Genomic DNA, 14182 nt, shown 5'->3' with positions numbered 1-14182 from the left:
GGCGCCAGCCCGGCGTTCACCGAGCCCTGGCTCAGCGTGAACGTGTGGCCGCCATCGGTCGACGTGTAGACCTTGCCCGGCGTGCCCCACCAGTGGCCACCGGAATCGTAGGCATAGACCTTGTTCGGGTTCTTGCGATCGGCAACCAGGTGGTAGGCGCGGGGGAAGACGCTGTTGATCGCGGGCAGATTGGTCGGCACCCAGGTGGCACCGTTGTCCGTGGTGTAGGACGGCACCGAGTAGCCGGGTGCCCAGACTGCCTTGTTGCGCGCGGTGATGGCGATGCTCGCTTCCCCACCCGTGTTTTGCGCCGCGCCCGTCGGGTAAGTGGCGAACTTCGCCCAGGTCTTGCCGCCGTCGCCCGACCACATGCCGTAGGCGGTGTTGTTGCCCAGGTAGACGCCGATGGTGGCCATGTACTGCGGATCGGACCACGCCATGTCGGCGGCGAAGCTGTTGCTCCAGTCGGTGGCCGGCGTCAGCGTCGGCTTGGTCGTGAGGTTGGTGTGCACCCAGGCGCCGACGTCGCCCGAACTGTTGATGACGGTGTAGGTGGCGCCGGCCGGCGGCGTGGCCAGGCCCAGCACGGCCGTCTCCTCAAGGCCGTCGACCGTCATGGCCCAGGTTGGCGTGGCCGAGGAGGCGTTGCTTGTCTGCATGACGCCGCCGGAGACGTGCAGGATGTGATCGCGGTTGAAGGGATCGATCTCCACATCGTCGATCCAGCCCCAGGAGACCTCGCCCGGCGTCATCGCTTCGATCTCGCGCCAGTTCCGGCCGGCATCGTCGGACAGCTGGAGGATTCGCTGGCCGGGGAAGTTGCCCCAGGTGTTGGTGATCCCCAGCGCAATGCGCGTGGTCGCNCGCCAGTTCCGGCCGGCATCGTCGGACAGCTGGAGGATTCGCTGGCCGGGGAAGTTGCCCCAGGTGTTGGTGATCCCCAGCGCAATGCGCGTGGTCGCRCCSGTGCCGGAGACGGACACGCCGCCGTAGCCGACCGAGTCGTCGCTCCTGAGCAAGGTCCAGTTGCTGCCGTCGAACTTGTACAGACGGGCRGGACCCGCGGAGCCGGGACCGGCRTCCCTGGTGAAGACCACGTAGAACATGCCGTCMGCGGCACGCACCATGTGCGGAATGTGATAGCCGGAGATCGGCACCGTGACCGGGGTCCACGAGGCGCCGCCGTTGGTCGACTTGTACAGGTTCGAGGCCAGGCCTGCGGTCTGGACATAGTCCGGCGCGATGGGCACGTAGATCGTCTGCGTGGCCGTGCCGCTGCCCTTGGTGCCGGTGTCGTAGACGACCGTCTCGACGCCCATTGCGCTGCCGCCGCCCAAGGCATTGACCTGGTCCTGGGTCAGCTTGGCGCTGGACAGCGACGTGACTTGCGCCCAGGTGAGGCCGGAGTCGGCGCTCTTCCACAGGCCGGCCGTGCGCGAGCCGTAGAACAGCGTCGAYGGCTTGTTGGGGTCGACCATCAGGCGCTCGCCGATGGCCCGGCCGGGGTTGTTGCCGCCCAGCGGGAAGGGCAGGGCGACATAGGTCCACTGGTCACCGCGGTTGCTGGAGATATACAGGCGGCCGTTGCCCCCGGACGTGTACATGCCGGCGCCCATGTAGACGCGCTGGTCGTTGTTCGGATCGACAGCGATGCTCTCGACGCCGTGGAAACTGGCCTCGGCCGCACCGAAGCCCAGGCCGTCGGTGATGGGCACCCAGGACGAGGTCGGCTGGTTCCAGCGGTAGGCGCCACCGATGTCGGTGCGTGCGTACAGCAGGTTGGCGGTGGTCGGGTGGAAGACCAGGCCGGTGACGTAGCCGCCACCGCCCCATTTCGCGCTGTTCCAGGTTCCCACCTTGATGGAGAACGTCTGCTGGGTCTTGGCGCCGCAGCTATTGGTGTAAGTGGCGGTGGCCGTGCAGGCCGCAGGCGGCTGGATGGTCTGCTCGCGCGCCGCACCGGCGGTGCCGCAGCCGCTCCAGCTCCACATGCCGCCGGATGTCGGCTGCGGGCCTAGGATGGCCGACGCGCCGGTCTTGATGGTGGCCGATGCCGTTTGCGTCCACGCGCCGTTGGCGTTGATGTAGGGCGTGATGGCCGTCGGCTTGCAGGCGGCGCCAAGCGTGGCGTTGGCCGAGCCGGAGTTGTAGCTGCCGGCGTTGGTCGTGAACTTGACCCAGTACCAGTAGCGCGTGCCGATGTTGCCCGCGGCGTCGGTGTAGCTCCTGGCGCTGCTGCCCGGCACGGCGATGCGGGTGCGGCCGTTGGGGTCGGCGTCGGTGTCGCGGAAGATCTCCAGCGACGTGACGGTGCCACTGACTGTCCAACCCAGCTGGACGTTGCTGGCCGTGCCGGTGGCCGTCAGGCAGACGGTGGCGCCGCCGCCGCTGCCGCAGCTCTGCGCCTGCGCGACTGATCCCGCGCCCGCGCCGAGCGCGAGGAGGAGGAGGGGTATCCGGGTTTTCATGTTTTACCTTTCAAGGTTGAAAGTGCTCGGCCGGTTGTCTCCTCCGGACACGAGCGGTATGTAGGACTTGGCTCAACACGTGGGCCTACATCCCGATGACACAGTGGCGAGTGTTTTCATTGCGTTGTCGTGCGAACGATCCGGGGTTGGAAGTCGGCCGCGCTGACGCGGGCGCGGCCTTGGCTGTCCAGCCGGAGTTGGAGGTGCTGGCCGCGGTAGCGCAGCGCGACCTTGGCGCGCGCGGGGCCACGCAGCTGCAGGCGGCTGAGTTGCCCGTCCTTCCAGTCCACGTCCAGCGTCAAGGCGCCGTGCGCACGCACGCCGTGCAGGCTGCCTGCTGGCCAGGCCTTGGGCAGGGCGGGCAGCAGGTGGACCTCGCCGCCCCAGGACTGCACGATCATTTCCAGGATGCCGGCCGCGCCGCCGAAGTTGCCGTCGATCTGGAAAGGCGGGTGGGCGTCGAACATGTTGGGATAGGTGCGCGCCGGTCCCAGCAAACCTTGCAGGATCTTGTAGGCGCGCTCGCCGTCTCCCAGCCGCGCCCACAGCGCCAGCCGCCAGGCAGTGGCCCAGCCGGTGCTCTCGTCACCGCGGGCGTCGAGCGTCACGCGCGCGGCCTGCGCCAGCTCGGGCGTGTCGCGCACGTTGATCTGCCCACTTGGATAGACGGCGTAGAGATGGGACACATGGCGGTGCTGCTGGTCGGTGGCCGACGCATCCCAGTCCTCCAGCCATTCCTGCAGTTGGCCCTGCGCGCCGATGCGATCGGCCGGCAGGCGGGCTCGCGCCTTGCGCACGGCAGCGGTGAATGCCGGGTCGTCCTCGCCAAGCTGGGCCTGCGCCGCAATGGCCGCGTCGAACAGGTCGCGCAGGATCTGGCGGTCCATTGCCGGCCCGGCGCACAGTGCGATGTCGGTATGGTGGTTGTTCTCCGGCGACTGCGAGGGCGACGTGACGAGGCCGCGGCCCTTGGGGTCTTCGACCAGCGTGTCGAGGAAGAACAGCGAGGCGCCCTTGAACAGCGGCACGAGCCGGCGCAGCACGGCCGAGCTCGGGTTGTACTGGTAGTGCTGCCACAGCGTCGTGCAAAGCCACGCGCCGCCCGTGGGCCACATGCCCCACAGCGGGCCATCGATGGGCGCGGTGGCGCGCCAGAGGTCGGTGTTGTGGTGCGCGACCCAGCCGCGCGCGCCGTAGCTGTTGCGGGCCGTGCGCGCGCCGGTGACGGCAAGGTCCTCCACCATCTTCAGCAGCGGCTCGACACACTCGCCCAGGTTCGCCGGCCCGGCGGGCCAGTAGTTCATCTCGGTGTTGATGTTGATCGTGTACTTGCCTTCCCAGGGCGGGTGCAGCACTTCGTTCCACACACCCTGCAGGTTGGCCGGCTGGCTGCCCGGGCGCGAGGACGACAGCAGCAGGTAGCGCGCGTACTGGACGTACATCGCGGCGAGCGCGGCGTCGGGCTGCCGGGGCACGCCCTTGATGCGGGCGTCGGTGGAGCGGGCATTGGCTTCGTGGCCGCCGAGGTCGATGTGCAGGCGGCGGAACAAGGCGCGGTGGGCCTTGAGATGGTCGTCGCGCAGCTTGGTGAACGGCTTGCGCGCGGCAGCGGCGGTGCGCTGGCGCACGGCGGCCACGGGGTCGCCGCTGGTGTCCTGCCAGTTCACATAGCTGGTCTCGCCGGAGACAAGTAGCGTCAGCTGGCGCGCGCCGCGCACGCGCAGCCGGTCGCCGCTGGCCTCGATGTGGCCATCGCCCACCGCCTGCACGCGCAGCGCATAGCGCAGCTGGCCCGGGATGCCGAAGGCCTGCACATTTCGGCCCTCGATCAGCAACGCGTCGCTGCCGTCGGCGCGGACGGCCAGCGACCCGGGCCGCTTCTCTGCAAAGAGAGATTCACGGTGGTCCCAGGGCGCGCCGACGAAGACGACGCCATCCTTGTCGTACTTGGTGTCGCCGAAGCCGCCATAGGGCTGGTAGTCGGGATGGCGATAGCCGAGGTCCAGGTCGATCGTGCCGTCACCTTCGATCTCCAGCCGGATCACCGTCACCTGGTCCGGCACGCTGCAGAAGGTCTCGCGCCGGTGGCGGCCGCTGCCGTCGATGAAGCTGGTGGTGGCGATGGCGCTGTCCAGGTCCAGGCTGCGCCGATAGCGCGCAGCGGCCTTCACGCCGGGGAAGTTGAGCAGCAGGTCGCCGGCGGCGCCGAAGGGCATCTGCTTGATGGGCTTGCCCATCAGCGCCTCGGAGACGAGGTCGTTGGCCTCCTTCCAGCGTTCCTGGTCGATGAGGGCGCGCACTTGCGGCAGGGCCCCGCGGAACTTCGGGTTGTCCTGGACGTAGGGCCCGCCGCCGTGCAGCGTGTCGATGTTGAACTGCAGCCGCTCCTGCGCCGGGCGCCCGAAGACCATGGTGCCCAGGCGGCCGTTGCCGACCGGCAGGGCCTCGATCCACGGGCCGGCGGGTTGGTCGTACCACAGGCTGAGTGCATCGGCGCCGACGGCGGCCGCGCCGGCCTGCACCCAGTGGGGCAGGGCACTGAGCATCGGCAGCAGCGCGGCCGAGGTGACGAACCGGCGGCGGGACGTGGGGGTGCTGTTGTTCATGCTCATTCGCAAGGAAGGGACTTCAACGGCCGCCGACGATGACGTTGAGCGAACTGATGCTGGACATCGTGCGGTCGACGCTCATGTCAGCGAGCCGCTACAGCATTTCACCGATCGCCTTGTCGGGGAGCTTGCCGATGTCTTCGGCGACGATGGAGTCGACCACTTCGTCGGCGTCGGTTTTGATCGGTGCATGTTCGTCTTGTCTCTGGTGGTTGCTCTCGAGGGCTCTGCGGCCCTGCTTGTTCCTCCCTTTCCGACGTCCGCCTTCTTGCCTTGGCACTTCGAGCGGCTCCGCAGTGGCAGCGCTGTCATCGCGTCCGATTTCGGCGCTGTCGGCACGATGTCTGGTCAAACCAATTTGGTCAAGCCACTTTGCCATACCTGCTCTTATTGGTCTTACCGGTGTATTCCCCAATATCGTTTCGCCGGGGTCGGTCAAGAGCGGTGCAGCGCACGCGATTGATTGCGATACCATTTGGTCTGTCCAATTAACAACGAGCGCTGGTCGATGCCCAACCAACACCGCGCCGGCGAAGTGCGTCGGCAATATCAGCTGGTCGCCGACAAGATCCGTGTGCTGATCGACGAACAGGGGATCCCAGCGGGGGGACGGCTTCCAGCAGAGCGGGAATTGGCGCTGCAGCTTGGCGTTTCGCGGCCTTCGCTGCGCGAGGCGCTGATCGCGCTGGAGATCGACGGCCGCGTGGAGATCCGCGGCGGTTCGGGTGTGTACGCCTGCGCGCCGCCGATGAATGGCCAAGTCGCAACCTCGTCACTGGGCGAAAGCCCTGCCGAGTTGGCGCAAGCGCGTGTCGTGCTGGAGAGCGCGATCATCACGCTCGCGGCAGCGCGGGTGAGCAAGGCATCCTTGCAACGCGTCGAGGACGCGTTGAACGCCATGCGCGAGGACCATGCCAGTGGCCGCAAGCCTGTCGAGTCGGACCGGCGCTTTCATTTGAGCATTGCCGAGATGGCTGGCAACTCCGTCCTGATCGGCGTGGTGGGAACGCTCTTCGACGGCCGTCACAGCCCCATCGCGTCCCGCATGAGCGGCCAGGCCGAGTCCACGCACACCTGGCAGGCCGCGCTCGGGGAGCACGAGGCGATCTATCACGCGCTGGAAGCCCGCAACCCGCAGGCCGCAGCTGCGGCCATGTGCTCACATCTGCTGGCCTCTATGGGCCGCTGGGTCGGCGAGGGCACCAGCGCCGCCTGATGCCCGCTGTATTGCCAGCTCGCAGCGGACGCCGCGGCTGGCTTTGCGCCGGTCATCGACCAGCGACCTTGGCGTCACGCACCTTTTCGGCGGTTGTAGACGTCGAAAACCACGGCGGCCAGCAGCACGACGCCCTTGATGACCTGTTGCCATTCGATGCCCACGCCGAGGATGGACATGCCGTTGTTCATGACGCCCATGATGAAGGCGCCGATCACCGCGCCAAGCACCTTGCCGACGCCGCCGGACGCCGAGGCCCCGCCGATGAAGCAGGCGGCGATCACGTCGAGCTCGAAGCCCAGGCCCGCCTTGGGCGTGGCCGTGTTGAGGCGGGCCGCGAAAACCAGGCCGGCGAGTGCCGCCATGACGCCCATGTTGGCGAAGCACAGCAACGTCAGCTTCTCGGTCGGGACGCCGGACAGCCGGGCGGCGCGTTCGTTGCCGCCAAGTGCGTAGATGCGCCGGCCAAGCGTCGTGCGCCGGGTCACAAAGACGTAGGCGGCGATCAGCACGCCCATCAGCAGCAGCACATTGGGCAGGCCCTTGTACGAGGCCAGCAGCCAGACCAGCGCGGCCAGGGCGCCCGACTGGGTCAGCAGCCGCAGGCCGAAGAGCGCCGCCGGCTCGGACGCCACGCCAAGCGCTGCGGACTTGTGGCGCATGGCAAGCTCCCGCCAGGCCAGCCATGCCACCAGGCCGAAGCCGATGACAAGGGAGCTGAGATGACGCTCCTCGCCCGCCGCCCAGTCGGGCAGGAAGCCACTGCTCAGGAGCTGGAAAGACTCCGGGAAGGGGCCGATGGACTGGCCGCCCAGCAGCGCAAGTGCCAGCCCCTTGAACACCAGCATGCCAGCGAGGGTGACGATGAAGGAAGGGATCTTCAGGTAGGCGACGAACCAGCCCTGCAGGCAGCCGATGAGGGCGCCGGCGACCAGGCACACGGCTGCGGCCGGCAGCACGGGCCAACCCCGCTCGACCATCAAAATGGCGGCCAGGGCGCCGATGAAGCCGCAGATGGAACCGACCGACAGGTCGATGTGGCCCGCGACGATCACGAGCAGCATCCCAAGGGCCATGACCACGATGTAGCTGTTCTGCAGAAACAGGTTGGTCAGATTGAGCGGCTGCAACAGCGTGCCGTCGGTGAGCACCTGGAAGAACCCCATGATGAAGACCAGCGACAGCAGCATGCCGTAGTCGCGCAGGTGCGATGCCAGGAAATTGCGCAGGGAAGAGGAAGACATGAGGATGGATTTCAATGGGTGCCCAAGAGGGCGTGCATGACGGTTTCCTGGGTGGCGCCGGCAGCCGGCATTTCGGCCACCAGTTCGCCCTCGTTCATCATGTAGAGGCGGTCGCACAGGCCCAGCAGCTCGGGCAGTTCCGACGAAATCATCAGGATCGCCCGACCCTGGGCGGCCAGGCTTGCAATCAGGCTGTAGATCTCGAACTTGGCGCCGACGTCGATTCCGCGGGTGGGTTCGTCGAGGATGAGCAGCTGGGGGTCGGTGAACAGCCATTTGGCCAGGACCACCTTCTGCTGGTTGCCGCCGGACAGGTCGCCGACGGGCTGCTGGACGCTCGCGCAGCGGGTGGCCAGCCGCTGCCTGAAGTCATTGGCCACCGTGCTCTCCCGGGCCTCGTCGATGATGCCGAAGCGGGAGACGCCTTCCAGCCGGCACAGGCTGGTGTTGCGGGCAATGCTTTCCTGCAGCACCAGCCCCAGGGCCTTGCGGTCCTCGGTGACATAGGCCAGCCCTGACTTGATGGCCCGCCGGACGGTGGAGACGTCGACCTGCTGCCCGTCCATCCAGGCGGAACCACGGATGCGCCGGCCCCAGGAGCGGCCGAACACGCTCATCGCGAGCTCGGTTCGGCCCGCGCCCATCAGGCCCGCGATGCCGACGATCTCGCCGCGGCGAACATTCAGATTGACGCCCTTGATGGCTTCGCGGCCCACGTGAAGCGGGTGCTCGACCCACCAGTCGCGCAGTTCGAACAGGACTTCACCCGGGTTGGGCTGCCGCTTGGGGTAGCGGTCCTGCATGTCGCGTCCCACCATGGCGCGAACGATGGCCGCCTCCGACGGCGGCGCGGCGCTGCAGTCCATCGTGGTGATGGTCGAGCCATCGCGCAGCACCGTGACGGCGTCGGCCACTTCGGCGATCTCGTTGAGCTTGTGGGAGATCAGCACACAGCTGACGCCGCGGCCGCGCAGCCGCTTCAGCAATTCGAGCAGCGCGGCGCTGTCATCCTCGTTGAGGCTGGCCGTGGGCTCGTCGAGGATCAGCAGCTTCACGTCCTTGGCGAGTGCCTTGGCAATCTCCACGAGCTGCTGTTTGCCGACGCCGATATCTCCCACCAGCGTATTCGGCGACTCCTGAAGCCCGACCTGGCTGAGCAGCTCGACGGCCCGCTCGTGCGTGCGCGTCCAGTCGATCACGCCGCGCCGGGCGCATTCGTGCCCGAGGAAGAGGTTCTCGGCGATGGAGAGCTGCGGAATCAGCGCCAACTCCTGGTGGATGATGACGATGCCGAGCGCTTCGCTCTGGCGTATGTCGGCGAAGCGCTGCGGCTGGCCGCCGAACCGGATCTCGCCTTCGTAGTCCGGGTGCGGGTAGACACCCGACAGGATCTTCATCAGCGTGGACTTGCCGGCACCGTTCTCGCCGACCACGGCATGGATGTGCCCATGCTGGACGGCCAGGTCGACATGCTTCAGCGCGACCACGCCATGGAACTTCTTGCCGATTCCGCGCATCTCCAGCAGCGCGCTCGGCTGATTGCCTGCGGTTTCCATTTCAGTTGCCCGTTGGGTACACAGCGGGACGAGCGCCGGGCCGCTCCCTAGCCGGCCCGCACTGGCGATGTTCTTGCGGCTCGACGCCGCAAGCATCGCCGTCCCCGCGGGGGCTGAGGCCGGACACGGCAAGTCCTGTGGACTTGTCGTGCCTGCCGAAGAGCAGCCGCTCCGTCGGCTGCGCGGTCTGCAGGACCGACCAGACTTGCTCGCGTTCAGCGACGCGAGGTTGGGCGAGGGGCGGGTTCATTTCAGCTGGCTTTCCTTGTAGTAGCCGCTGTCCACGAGCACGGGCTTCCAGTTCGTGGCGTCGACGGCAACGGGCTTGAGCAGATAGGACGGCACGACCTTGATGCCATTGTTGTAGGTCTTGGTGTCGTTCACCTGCGGTGCGCGGCCGCTGAGCACCGCATCGACGAGTTCCGCCGTGACCTTGGCCAGCTGGCGGGTGTCCTTGAAGACGGTGGAAGTCTGGTCACCTCTGAGGATGGCCTTGACCGACGGCAGGTCGGCGTCCTGCCCGGTGATCACCGGCATGGGCTGGCTTGCGCTGCCGTAGCCGAGGCTCTTCAAGGAAGAAATGATGCCGATCGACAGGATGTCCGCGGGGGACAGCACGGCATGCAGCTTCTCCTTGCCGTAATAGGCAGACATCAGGTTGTCCATGCGCGCCTGGGCGGTGGCGGTGTCCCAACGCAGGATGCCGACCTTCATCGCACCCATCTGCTTGCTACGCACGACGAGCTTGCCGCTGTCCAGGTAGGGCTTGAGCACGCTCATGGCGCCGTCGTAGAAGAAGCCCGAGTTGTTGTCGTCGGGCGAGCCCGCGAACACCTCCAGGTTGAAAGGCCCCTTGCCCTGCTTCAGGCCGAGCCGGTTGACGATGGACTCGGCCTGCAGCACGCCGACCTGGAAGTTGTCGAAGGTGGTGTAGTAGTCGACGTTCTTGGAGCCGCGGATCAGGCGGTCATAGGCGACGACCTTGACGCCCTTCTCGGCGGCCTTCTGCAGCACGCCCGACAGCGTGGATCCGTCGATGGAGGCGACGACCAGGGCCTTGACGCCCTTGGTGACCATGTTCTCGAGCTGGGCGAGTTGGTTGGGAATCTCGTCATCGGCATATTGCAGGTCGGCCTGGTAGCCCAGCGCCTTGAAGCTCTTGACCATGTTGTCGCCGTCGGCGATCCAGCGCTGCGAGCCCTTGGTCGGCATCGAGATGCCGATGGTGCCCTTGCCCTGTGCCAGCAGCGGTGCGCAAGGTGCGAGCGTCAACAAAGCGCTCAGTGCGAGAAAAGTAGTGCGACGCATGATGTCTCCGTGTGTCTTTGAGGGCGGTCATTGCTCAGCGAACGTTGTGCTGAGCGAGTGATAAAGGTTGATCGAACGGGAAGAGAGTGGAACTGGCTCGTTATAACTCGGGGTCAGGCGCCGCAGGCGGCGGTCAGGCGGTAGCGAACCAGCGCAGCCGCGCCAATGGCAACGGGCATTCTGACCAAACCGGGAGGTGCGGACCTTCGGACGGCGGGAACCGCCGAAAGTCGCGTGAGCGTCCAGTACATCCAGCGCCGGCTGCAGGAATGGCGCACCCAGTTCGATGACGGAGTCACCCAGGACGATGCAGCTCGGGCGGTAGGCGGTCGCCAGGTTCAGCACCATGCCTAGATGGTGGCCGGAGGAGTCGGCCGCTTTCAGTGTTTCACGATCCGTCGCGGCAAGGTGTTCGCGCACCTCGCCGAGCGAGCGTCGAACGGCGGTGCTGGCGCTGCCGCGCTGGGTGGCGCGTGTCACGGTCATGGCTTCAGCACAACCGTGCCAACCGCAGGAACGTACAGGCCCGAGATTGGCCACGCAGGCCGCGACGGTCGACCGGTCCCATAGCAAGCAGTCACGCAACCTTGAACCTCGCCCGCCAGCGACGTGGTGACGGTGCGCACGGACTCCCTCCCCACCTCTGCGCCGATGAGCAGCGGGCTTGTGGGATCGGTCTTGAGCAGCTCTTGGCTCCCCGTCGCTTCGGCCAGCACGTGTTTGTCTCCTCCGTTTGCTTGGTCGGACCGGTATTATTTGCTTGTCAAATGCGGTCAGACCAAATATTAATTTGAGCGACGCACAAAGTAAAGCGGAAACGGCAATCACTTGGCTGAACGACCTTCGCGGTCGGTTGTGAGCGCGGACGGCAGTGTCGTGGCGCGTGGCGCGGCCAGACGCAAGGGTAGGCCCCTAGACGGCGCAGGTCAGCGAGAGTGCGCTGCGCGGCTGGCGGTTGGACGTGGATGGCCAGCGCCCCGAGATGAGGAAGTCGTCAATCGAATGCCGGGCGGTTCAACCTAAATCGAGCACCAGGCGACTGCTGCGCGCGCGCGAGCAGCAAGGCGTGAATTGGTCATTTGCGGCCTGCTCCTCGGGCGTCAGATAGAGATCGCGATGCTCGGGCTCGCCGCCAATCACCCGCGTCAGGCAGGTGCCGCAGACGCCTTGCTCGCAGGAGGTCAGCAGGGGAGCGCCTGCGGCGATGAGGGCCTGGGCGGCGGTCTGATGGGCACCAACAAGGATCACGCGGCCGCTGCGCGCCAGTTCGATCTCGAAGGGGCCGTCCTGACCGGTCGCAGCCATCGGCGCGCCTGCGAAGAACTCGTGGTGGACCTGACCGGCTGACCAGCCATGGCGCTTCGCGGCGTCGGTCACCGCGTCGATCAGCCGCCTGGGGCCACAGACGTAGACGTGAGTGCCGGCATCGGGAGCGGCCAGCAGTGCCTGCACATCGAGGCGGTCGCCACCGACGTGAAAACGCGCAGCACCAGCCCAGGCGCTCGCCTCGATCTCCGCCCGGAAGGCCATGCGCTCGGCGCTGCTCGACGCGTAGTGGAGCTCGAAGTCCGCGCCGTCGGCCGAGAGCTGGCGGGCCATCGCCAGGATGGGCGTGATGCCGATGCCGCCGGCGATCAGCAGGCTGCGGGTGGCCTGCGCGGCCAACGGGAAGTGATTCTTCGGTGCGCTCACTTGCAGCGTTTGCCCCGCAGCCAGCAGCTCATGCACGGCCCGCGAACCGCCGCGCGATTGAGCGTCGAGCAGCACGCCGAGCACATAGCGGTGGACCTCGGTGGGGGCATTGCTGATCGAGTACTGCCGCACGATGCCGCCTGGCAAGTGCACGTCGAGGTGAGCGCCGGCTGCGAAGGCGGGCAGGGCGCCGCCATCGGCCGCAACGAGCGTGAGGGCGCAGACGCCCCGAGCGACCGCGGTCTTGGCCTCGATGCGGACCGTGATCATGGCTGCGCCGCCAGCACTCGTTCGATGACCTTGCGCGACTGCACGCCGCCGCTGTCGATGTTGAGCATCAGCAGCTGGCGCTGCGGCCAGGCGAGCAGGTTCTGCTGCTGGCGCTCCAGCATCTCCTGGTCTTCCGCAAAGATCTTGCCCTGGCCCTCGCGGATCTGGGCCGTCAGCGCCTCGTCCTGCGGCTTGAACTTGCGCGCCATGCCCCAGAAGTAGTGGATGGAGGTGTCGGTCTCCGGCGTGATGAAGTCCACCACCCAGCTCGCGGCCTTGACGGCGTCGGGTGCCTCATAGCCGCCCTGGCCGGCCAGTGCGACGCCCACCTCGATCATGATGTGGCTGGGCGGCGTGAAGTGGCAGATCTGCCAGCGGTCCACGGGCTGGTCGTCGGGCAGGCCGTTCATGCGCAGGGCCATCTTCCAGAATGGCGGCGCCTCGATGCCCTGCATGTGGCGCTCGGTGATGACGTGGTCACCATCGACGCGTGTCGTGCAGGGGATCTCGTCGATTTCCTTCTGGCCGATGCTGGTGGCGTGCACGTAGGTCTCGTGCGTCAGGTCCATCAGGTTGTCGATCATCAGGCGGTAGTCGCAAGCGATTTGGTACAGGCCGCCGCCATAGCCGAAGGCCTGGTTGCCCAGCCATTCGAAGGCGGGCAGCTTGGCCACGTCGGCCTTGGCGGCATCGCCCGGCCAGACCCAGATGAAGCCGTGGGCCTCATGGACCGGGAAGCTGCGGATGGCCGGGAAACCGCGCACGCGCTGGCAGGGCATGGAGACGGTCTTGCCGTCACCGCCCATGGCCAGGCCGTGATAGCCGCAGACGAGGGTGTCGCCCTGCACGCTGCCCAGCGACAGCGGCGCGCCGCGGTGAGGGCAGAAATCCTCCACCGCGCTGACGTTGCCGGCGCTGTTGCGGAAGAAGGCCATTGCATGGTTGCAGACCTTGCGGCCCAGCGGCTTGTCGCTGCCGATCTCGTCGCTGCGGGCGGCCACGTACCAGGTGTTGGTGATGAACATGGGCTTGGCTCCTGGCCGGTTCAGCGGGGTGCCATGCGCAGGGCGCCGTCGAGGCGGATGACCTCGCCGTTGAGGTGGCCGTTGGCGACGATGTGCGCCGCCAGCGCGGCGAACTCCTCGGGCAGGCCCAGGCGCTTGGGGAAGGGGATGGACGCGGCCAGCGATGCCTGAACCTCCTCGGGCAGCTCCTTCATCAGCGGCGTGGCGAACAGGCCCGGCGCGATGGTGCAGACGCGCACGCCGAACTGCGCGAGGTCGCGTGCCAGCGGCAGGGTCATGCCGACGATGCCGCCCTTGGACGCCGAGTAGGCCTCCTGGCCGACCTGGCCGTCGAAGGCCGCGACCGAGGCGGTGTTGACGATGACACCGCGCTCGCCATCGGCCAACGGTGCGAGGGCCACGATGCGGCTCACGGCCAGGCGCGTCATGTTGTAGGTGCCGATGAGGTTGATGCGCACGACGCGCTCGAAGTCCTCCAGCGGCGCGGGCGAGCCGTCGCGTTGCACGATGCGCTTGGCGCTGCCGATGCCGGCAACGTTCATCAGGATGCGGGCCGGGCCGAAGGCGGCGGCTGCTGCGTCCAACGCGGCGGTGACGGATGCCGCATCGGTGATGTCGCAGCGCAGCGCCAGCGCGCGGTCGGCGCCGATGTCGGCGGCCACGCGCTGGGCGCCGGCTTCGTTGATGTCGAGCAGGGCGACGCGGGCGCCTTGGGCCGCGAGGGCGCGTGCCACGGCTTCGCCGAGGCCGGAGCCGGCGCCGGTGACGAGGGCGGTTTGTCCAGAGATGTTCAT

Annotated in this window: 10 protein-coding genes; 1 reads left to right on the top strand and 9 read right to left on the bottom strand. The window is 67.3% G+C overall.

All coding sequences use genetic code 11. From position 1 onward, the window contains the following. Positions 1-2584: 2584 nt before the first annotated feature. The gene (locus ASC95_RS25520; protein WP_200960199.1) at positions 2585-5074 is read right to left on the bottom strand and encodes a glycoside hydrolase N-terminal domain-containing protein; all 2490 of its coding nucleotides are present in this window, start codon (positions 5072-5074) and stop codon (positions 2585-2587) included. Between the two features lie 97 nt (positions 5075-5171). Further along, positions 5172-5456 (bottom strand): hypothetical protein, encoded by a 285-nt coding sequence (locus ASC95_RS25515; protein WP_057300432.1) that lies wholly within the window; start codon positions 5454-5456, stop codon positions 5172-5174. 129 nt (positions 5457-5585) lie between these two features. Here ASC95_RS25515 and ASC95_RS25510 point away from each other — a divergent pair, with 129 nt between their 5' ends. Then, on the top strand, positions 5586-6293 hold the full coding sequence (locus ASC95_RS25510; RefSeq protein WP_057300431.1) for a FadR/GntR family transcriptional regulator: 708 nt from the start codon (positions 5586-5588) through the stop codon (positions 6291-6293). Between the two features lie 74 nt (positions 6294-6367). Here ASC95_RS25510 and mmsB read toward each other — a convergent pair whose 3' ends face one another. The 7 genes from mmsB to ASC95_RS25480 all read right to left on the bottom strand — a co-directional run bounded on the left by mmsB (position 6368) and on the right by ASC95_RS25480 (position 14182). Beyond that, positions 6368-7537: a multiple monosaccharide ABC transporter permease gene (gene mmsB, locus ASC95_RS25505; RefSeq protein WP_082568095.1), complete on the bottom strand. Its 1170-nt coding sequence runs from the start codon at positions 7535-7537 to the stop codon at positions 6368-6370. Between the two features lie 11 nt (positions 7538-7548). Further along, complete coding sequence (gene mmsA, locus ASC95_RS25500; protein WP_057300429.1) at positions 7549-9093, bottom strand: multiple monosaccharide ABC transporter ATP-binding protein; 1545 nt, start codon at positions 9091-9093, stop codon at positions 7549-7551. A 246-nt stretch (positions 9094-9339) separates the two neighbouring features. Beyond that, complete coding sequence (gene chvE / locus ASC95_RS25495) at positions 9340-10401, bottom strand: multiple monosaccharide ABC transporter substrate-binding protein (protein ID WP_057300428.1); 1062 nt, start codon at positions 10399-10401, stop codon at positions 9340-9342. Positions 10402-10428: 27 nt separating this feature from the next. Continuing rightward, complete coding sequence (locus ASC95_RS31250) at positions 10429-10941, bottom strand: ROK family protein (RefSeq protein ID WP_162250851.1); 513 nt, start codon at positions 10939-10941, stop codon at positions 10429-10431. Between the two features lie 474 nt (positions 10942-11415). Continuing rightward, positions 11416-12363 (bottom strand): PDR/VanB family oxidoreductase, encoded by a 948-nt coding sequence (locus tag ASC95_RS25490; protein ID WP_057300427.1) that lies wholly within the window; start codon positions 12361-12363, stop codon positions 11416-11418. Further along, a complete protein-coding gene (locus ASC95_RS25485; protein ID WP_057300426.1) occupies positions 12360-13388 on the bottom strand; it encodes an aromatic ring-hydroxylating dioxygenase subunit alpha in 1029 nt (342 codons plus the stop codon). Before ASC95_RS25485 ends, ASC95_RS25490 begins: the two co-directional genes overlap by 4 nt. A gap of 20 nt (positions 13389-13408) precedes the next feature. Next, entirely contained in the window at positions 13409-14182 is a 774-nt protein-coding gene (locus ASC95_RS25480; protein ID WP_057300425.1) for an SDR family NAD(P)-dependent oxidoreductase, read from the bottom strand.

This window comes from Pelomonas sp. Root1217 (assembly GCF_001425705.1).
Classification (GTDB): Bacteria; Pseudomonadota; Gammaproteobacteria; order Burkholderiales; family Burkholderiaceae_C; genus Pelomonas.
Note: the sequence above shows the minus strand (reverse complement) of the source record. Positions and strands in the feature narration are given on the sequence as shown.

What these genes read in the sequence shown, in the direction of transcription:
- ASC95_RS25520 (WP_200960199.1), bottom strand. Translation starts at nt 5,074, where the DNA reads ATGAACAACAGCACCCCCACGTCCCGCCGCCGGTTCGTCACCTCGGCC.
- ASC95_RS25515 (WP_057300432.1), bottom strand. Translation starts at nt 5,456, where the DNA reads ATGGCAAAGTGGCTTGACCAAATTGGTTTGACCAGACATCGTGCCGAC.
- ASC95_RS25510 (WP_057300431.1), top strand. Translation starts at nt 5,586, where the DNA reads ATGCCCAACCAACACCGCGCCGGCGAAGTGCGTCGGCAATATCAGCTG.
- mmsB (WP_082568095.1), bottom strand. Translation starts at nt 7,537, where the DNA reads ATGTCTTCCTCTTCCCTGCGCAATTTCCTGGCATCGCACCTGCGCGAC.
- mmsA (WP_057300429.1), bottom strand. Translation starts at nt 9,093, where the DNA reads ATGGAAACCGCAGGCAATCAGCCGAGCGCGCTGCTGGAGATGCGCGGA.
- chvE (WP_057300428.1), bottom strand. Translation starts at nt 10,401, where the DNA reads ATGCGTCGCACTACTTTTCTCGCACTGAGCGCTTTGTTGACGCTCGCA.
- ASC95_RS25490 (WP_057300427.1), bottom strand. Translation starts at nt 12,363, where the DNA reads ATGATCACGGTCCGCATCGAGGCCAAGACCGCGGTCGCTCGGGGCGTC.
- ASC95_RS25485 (WP_057300426.1), bottom strand. Translation starts at nt 13,388, where the DNA reads ATGTTCATCACCAACACCTGGTACGTGGCCGCCCGCAGCGACGAGATC.
- ASC95_RS25480 (WP_057300425.1), bottom strand. Translation starts at nt 14,182, where the DNA reads ATGAACATCTCTGGACAAACCGCCCTCGTCACCGGCGCCGGCTCCGGC.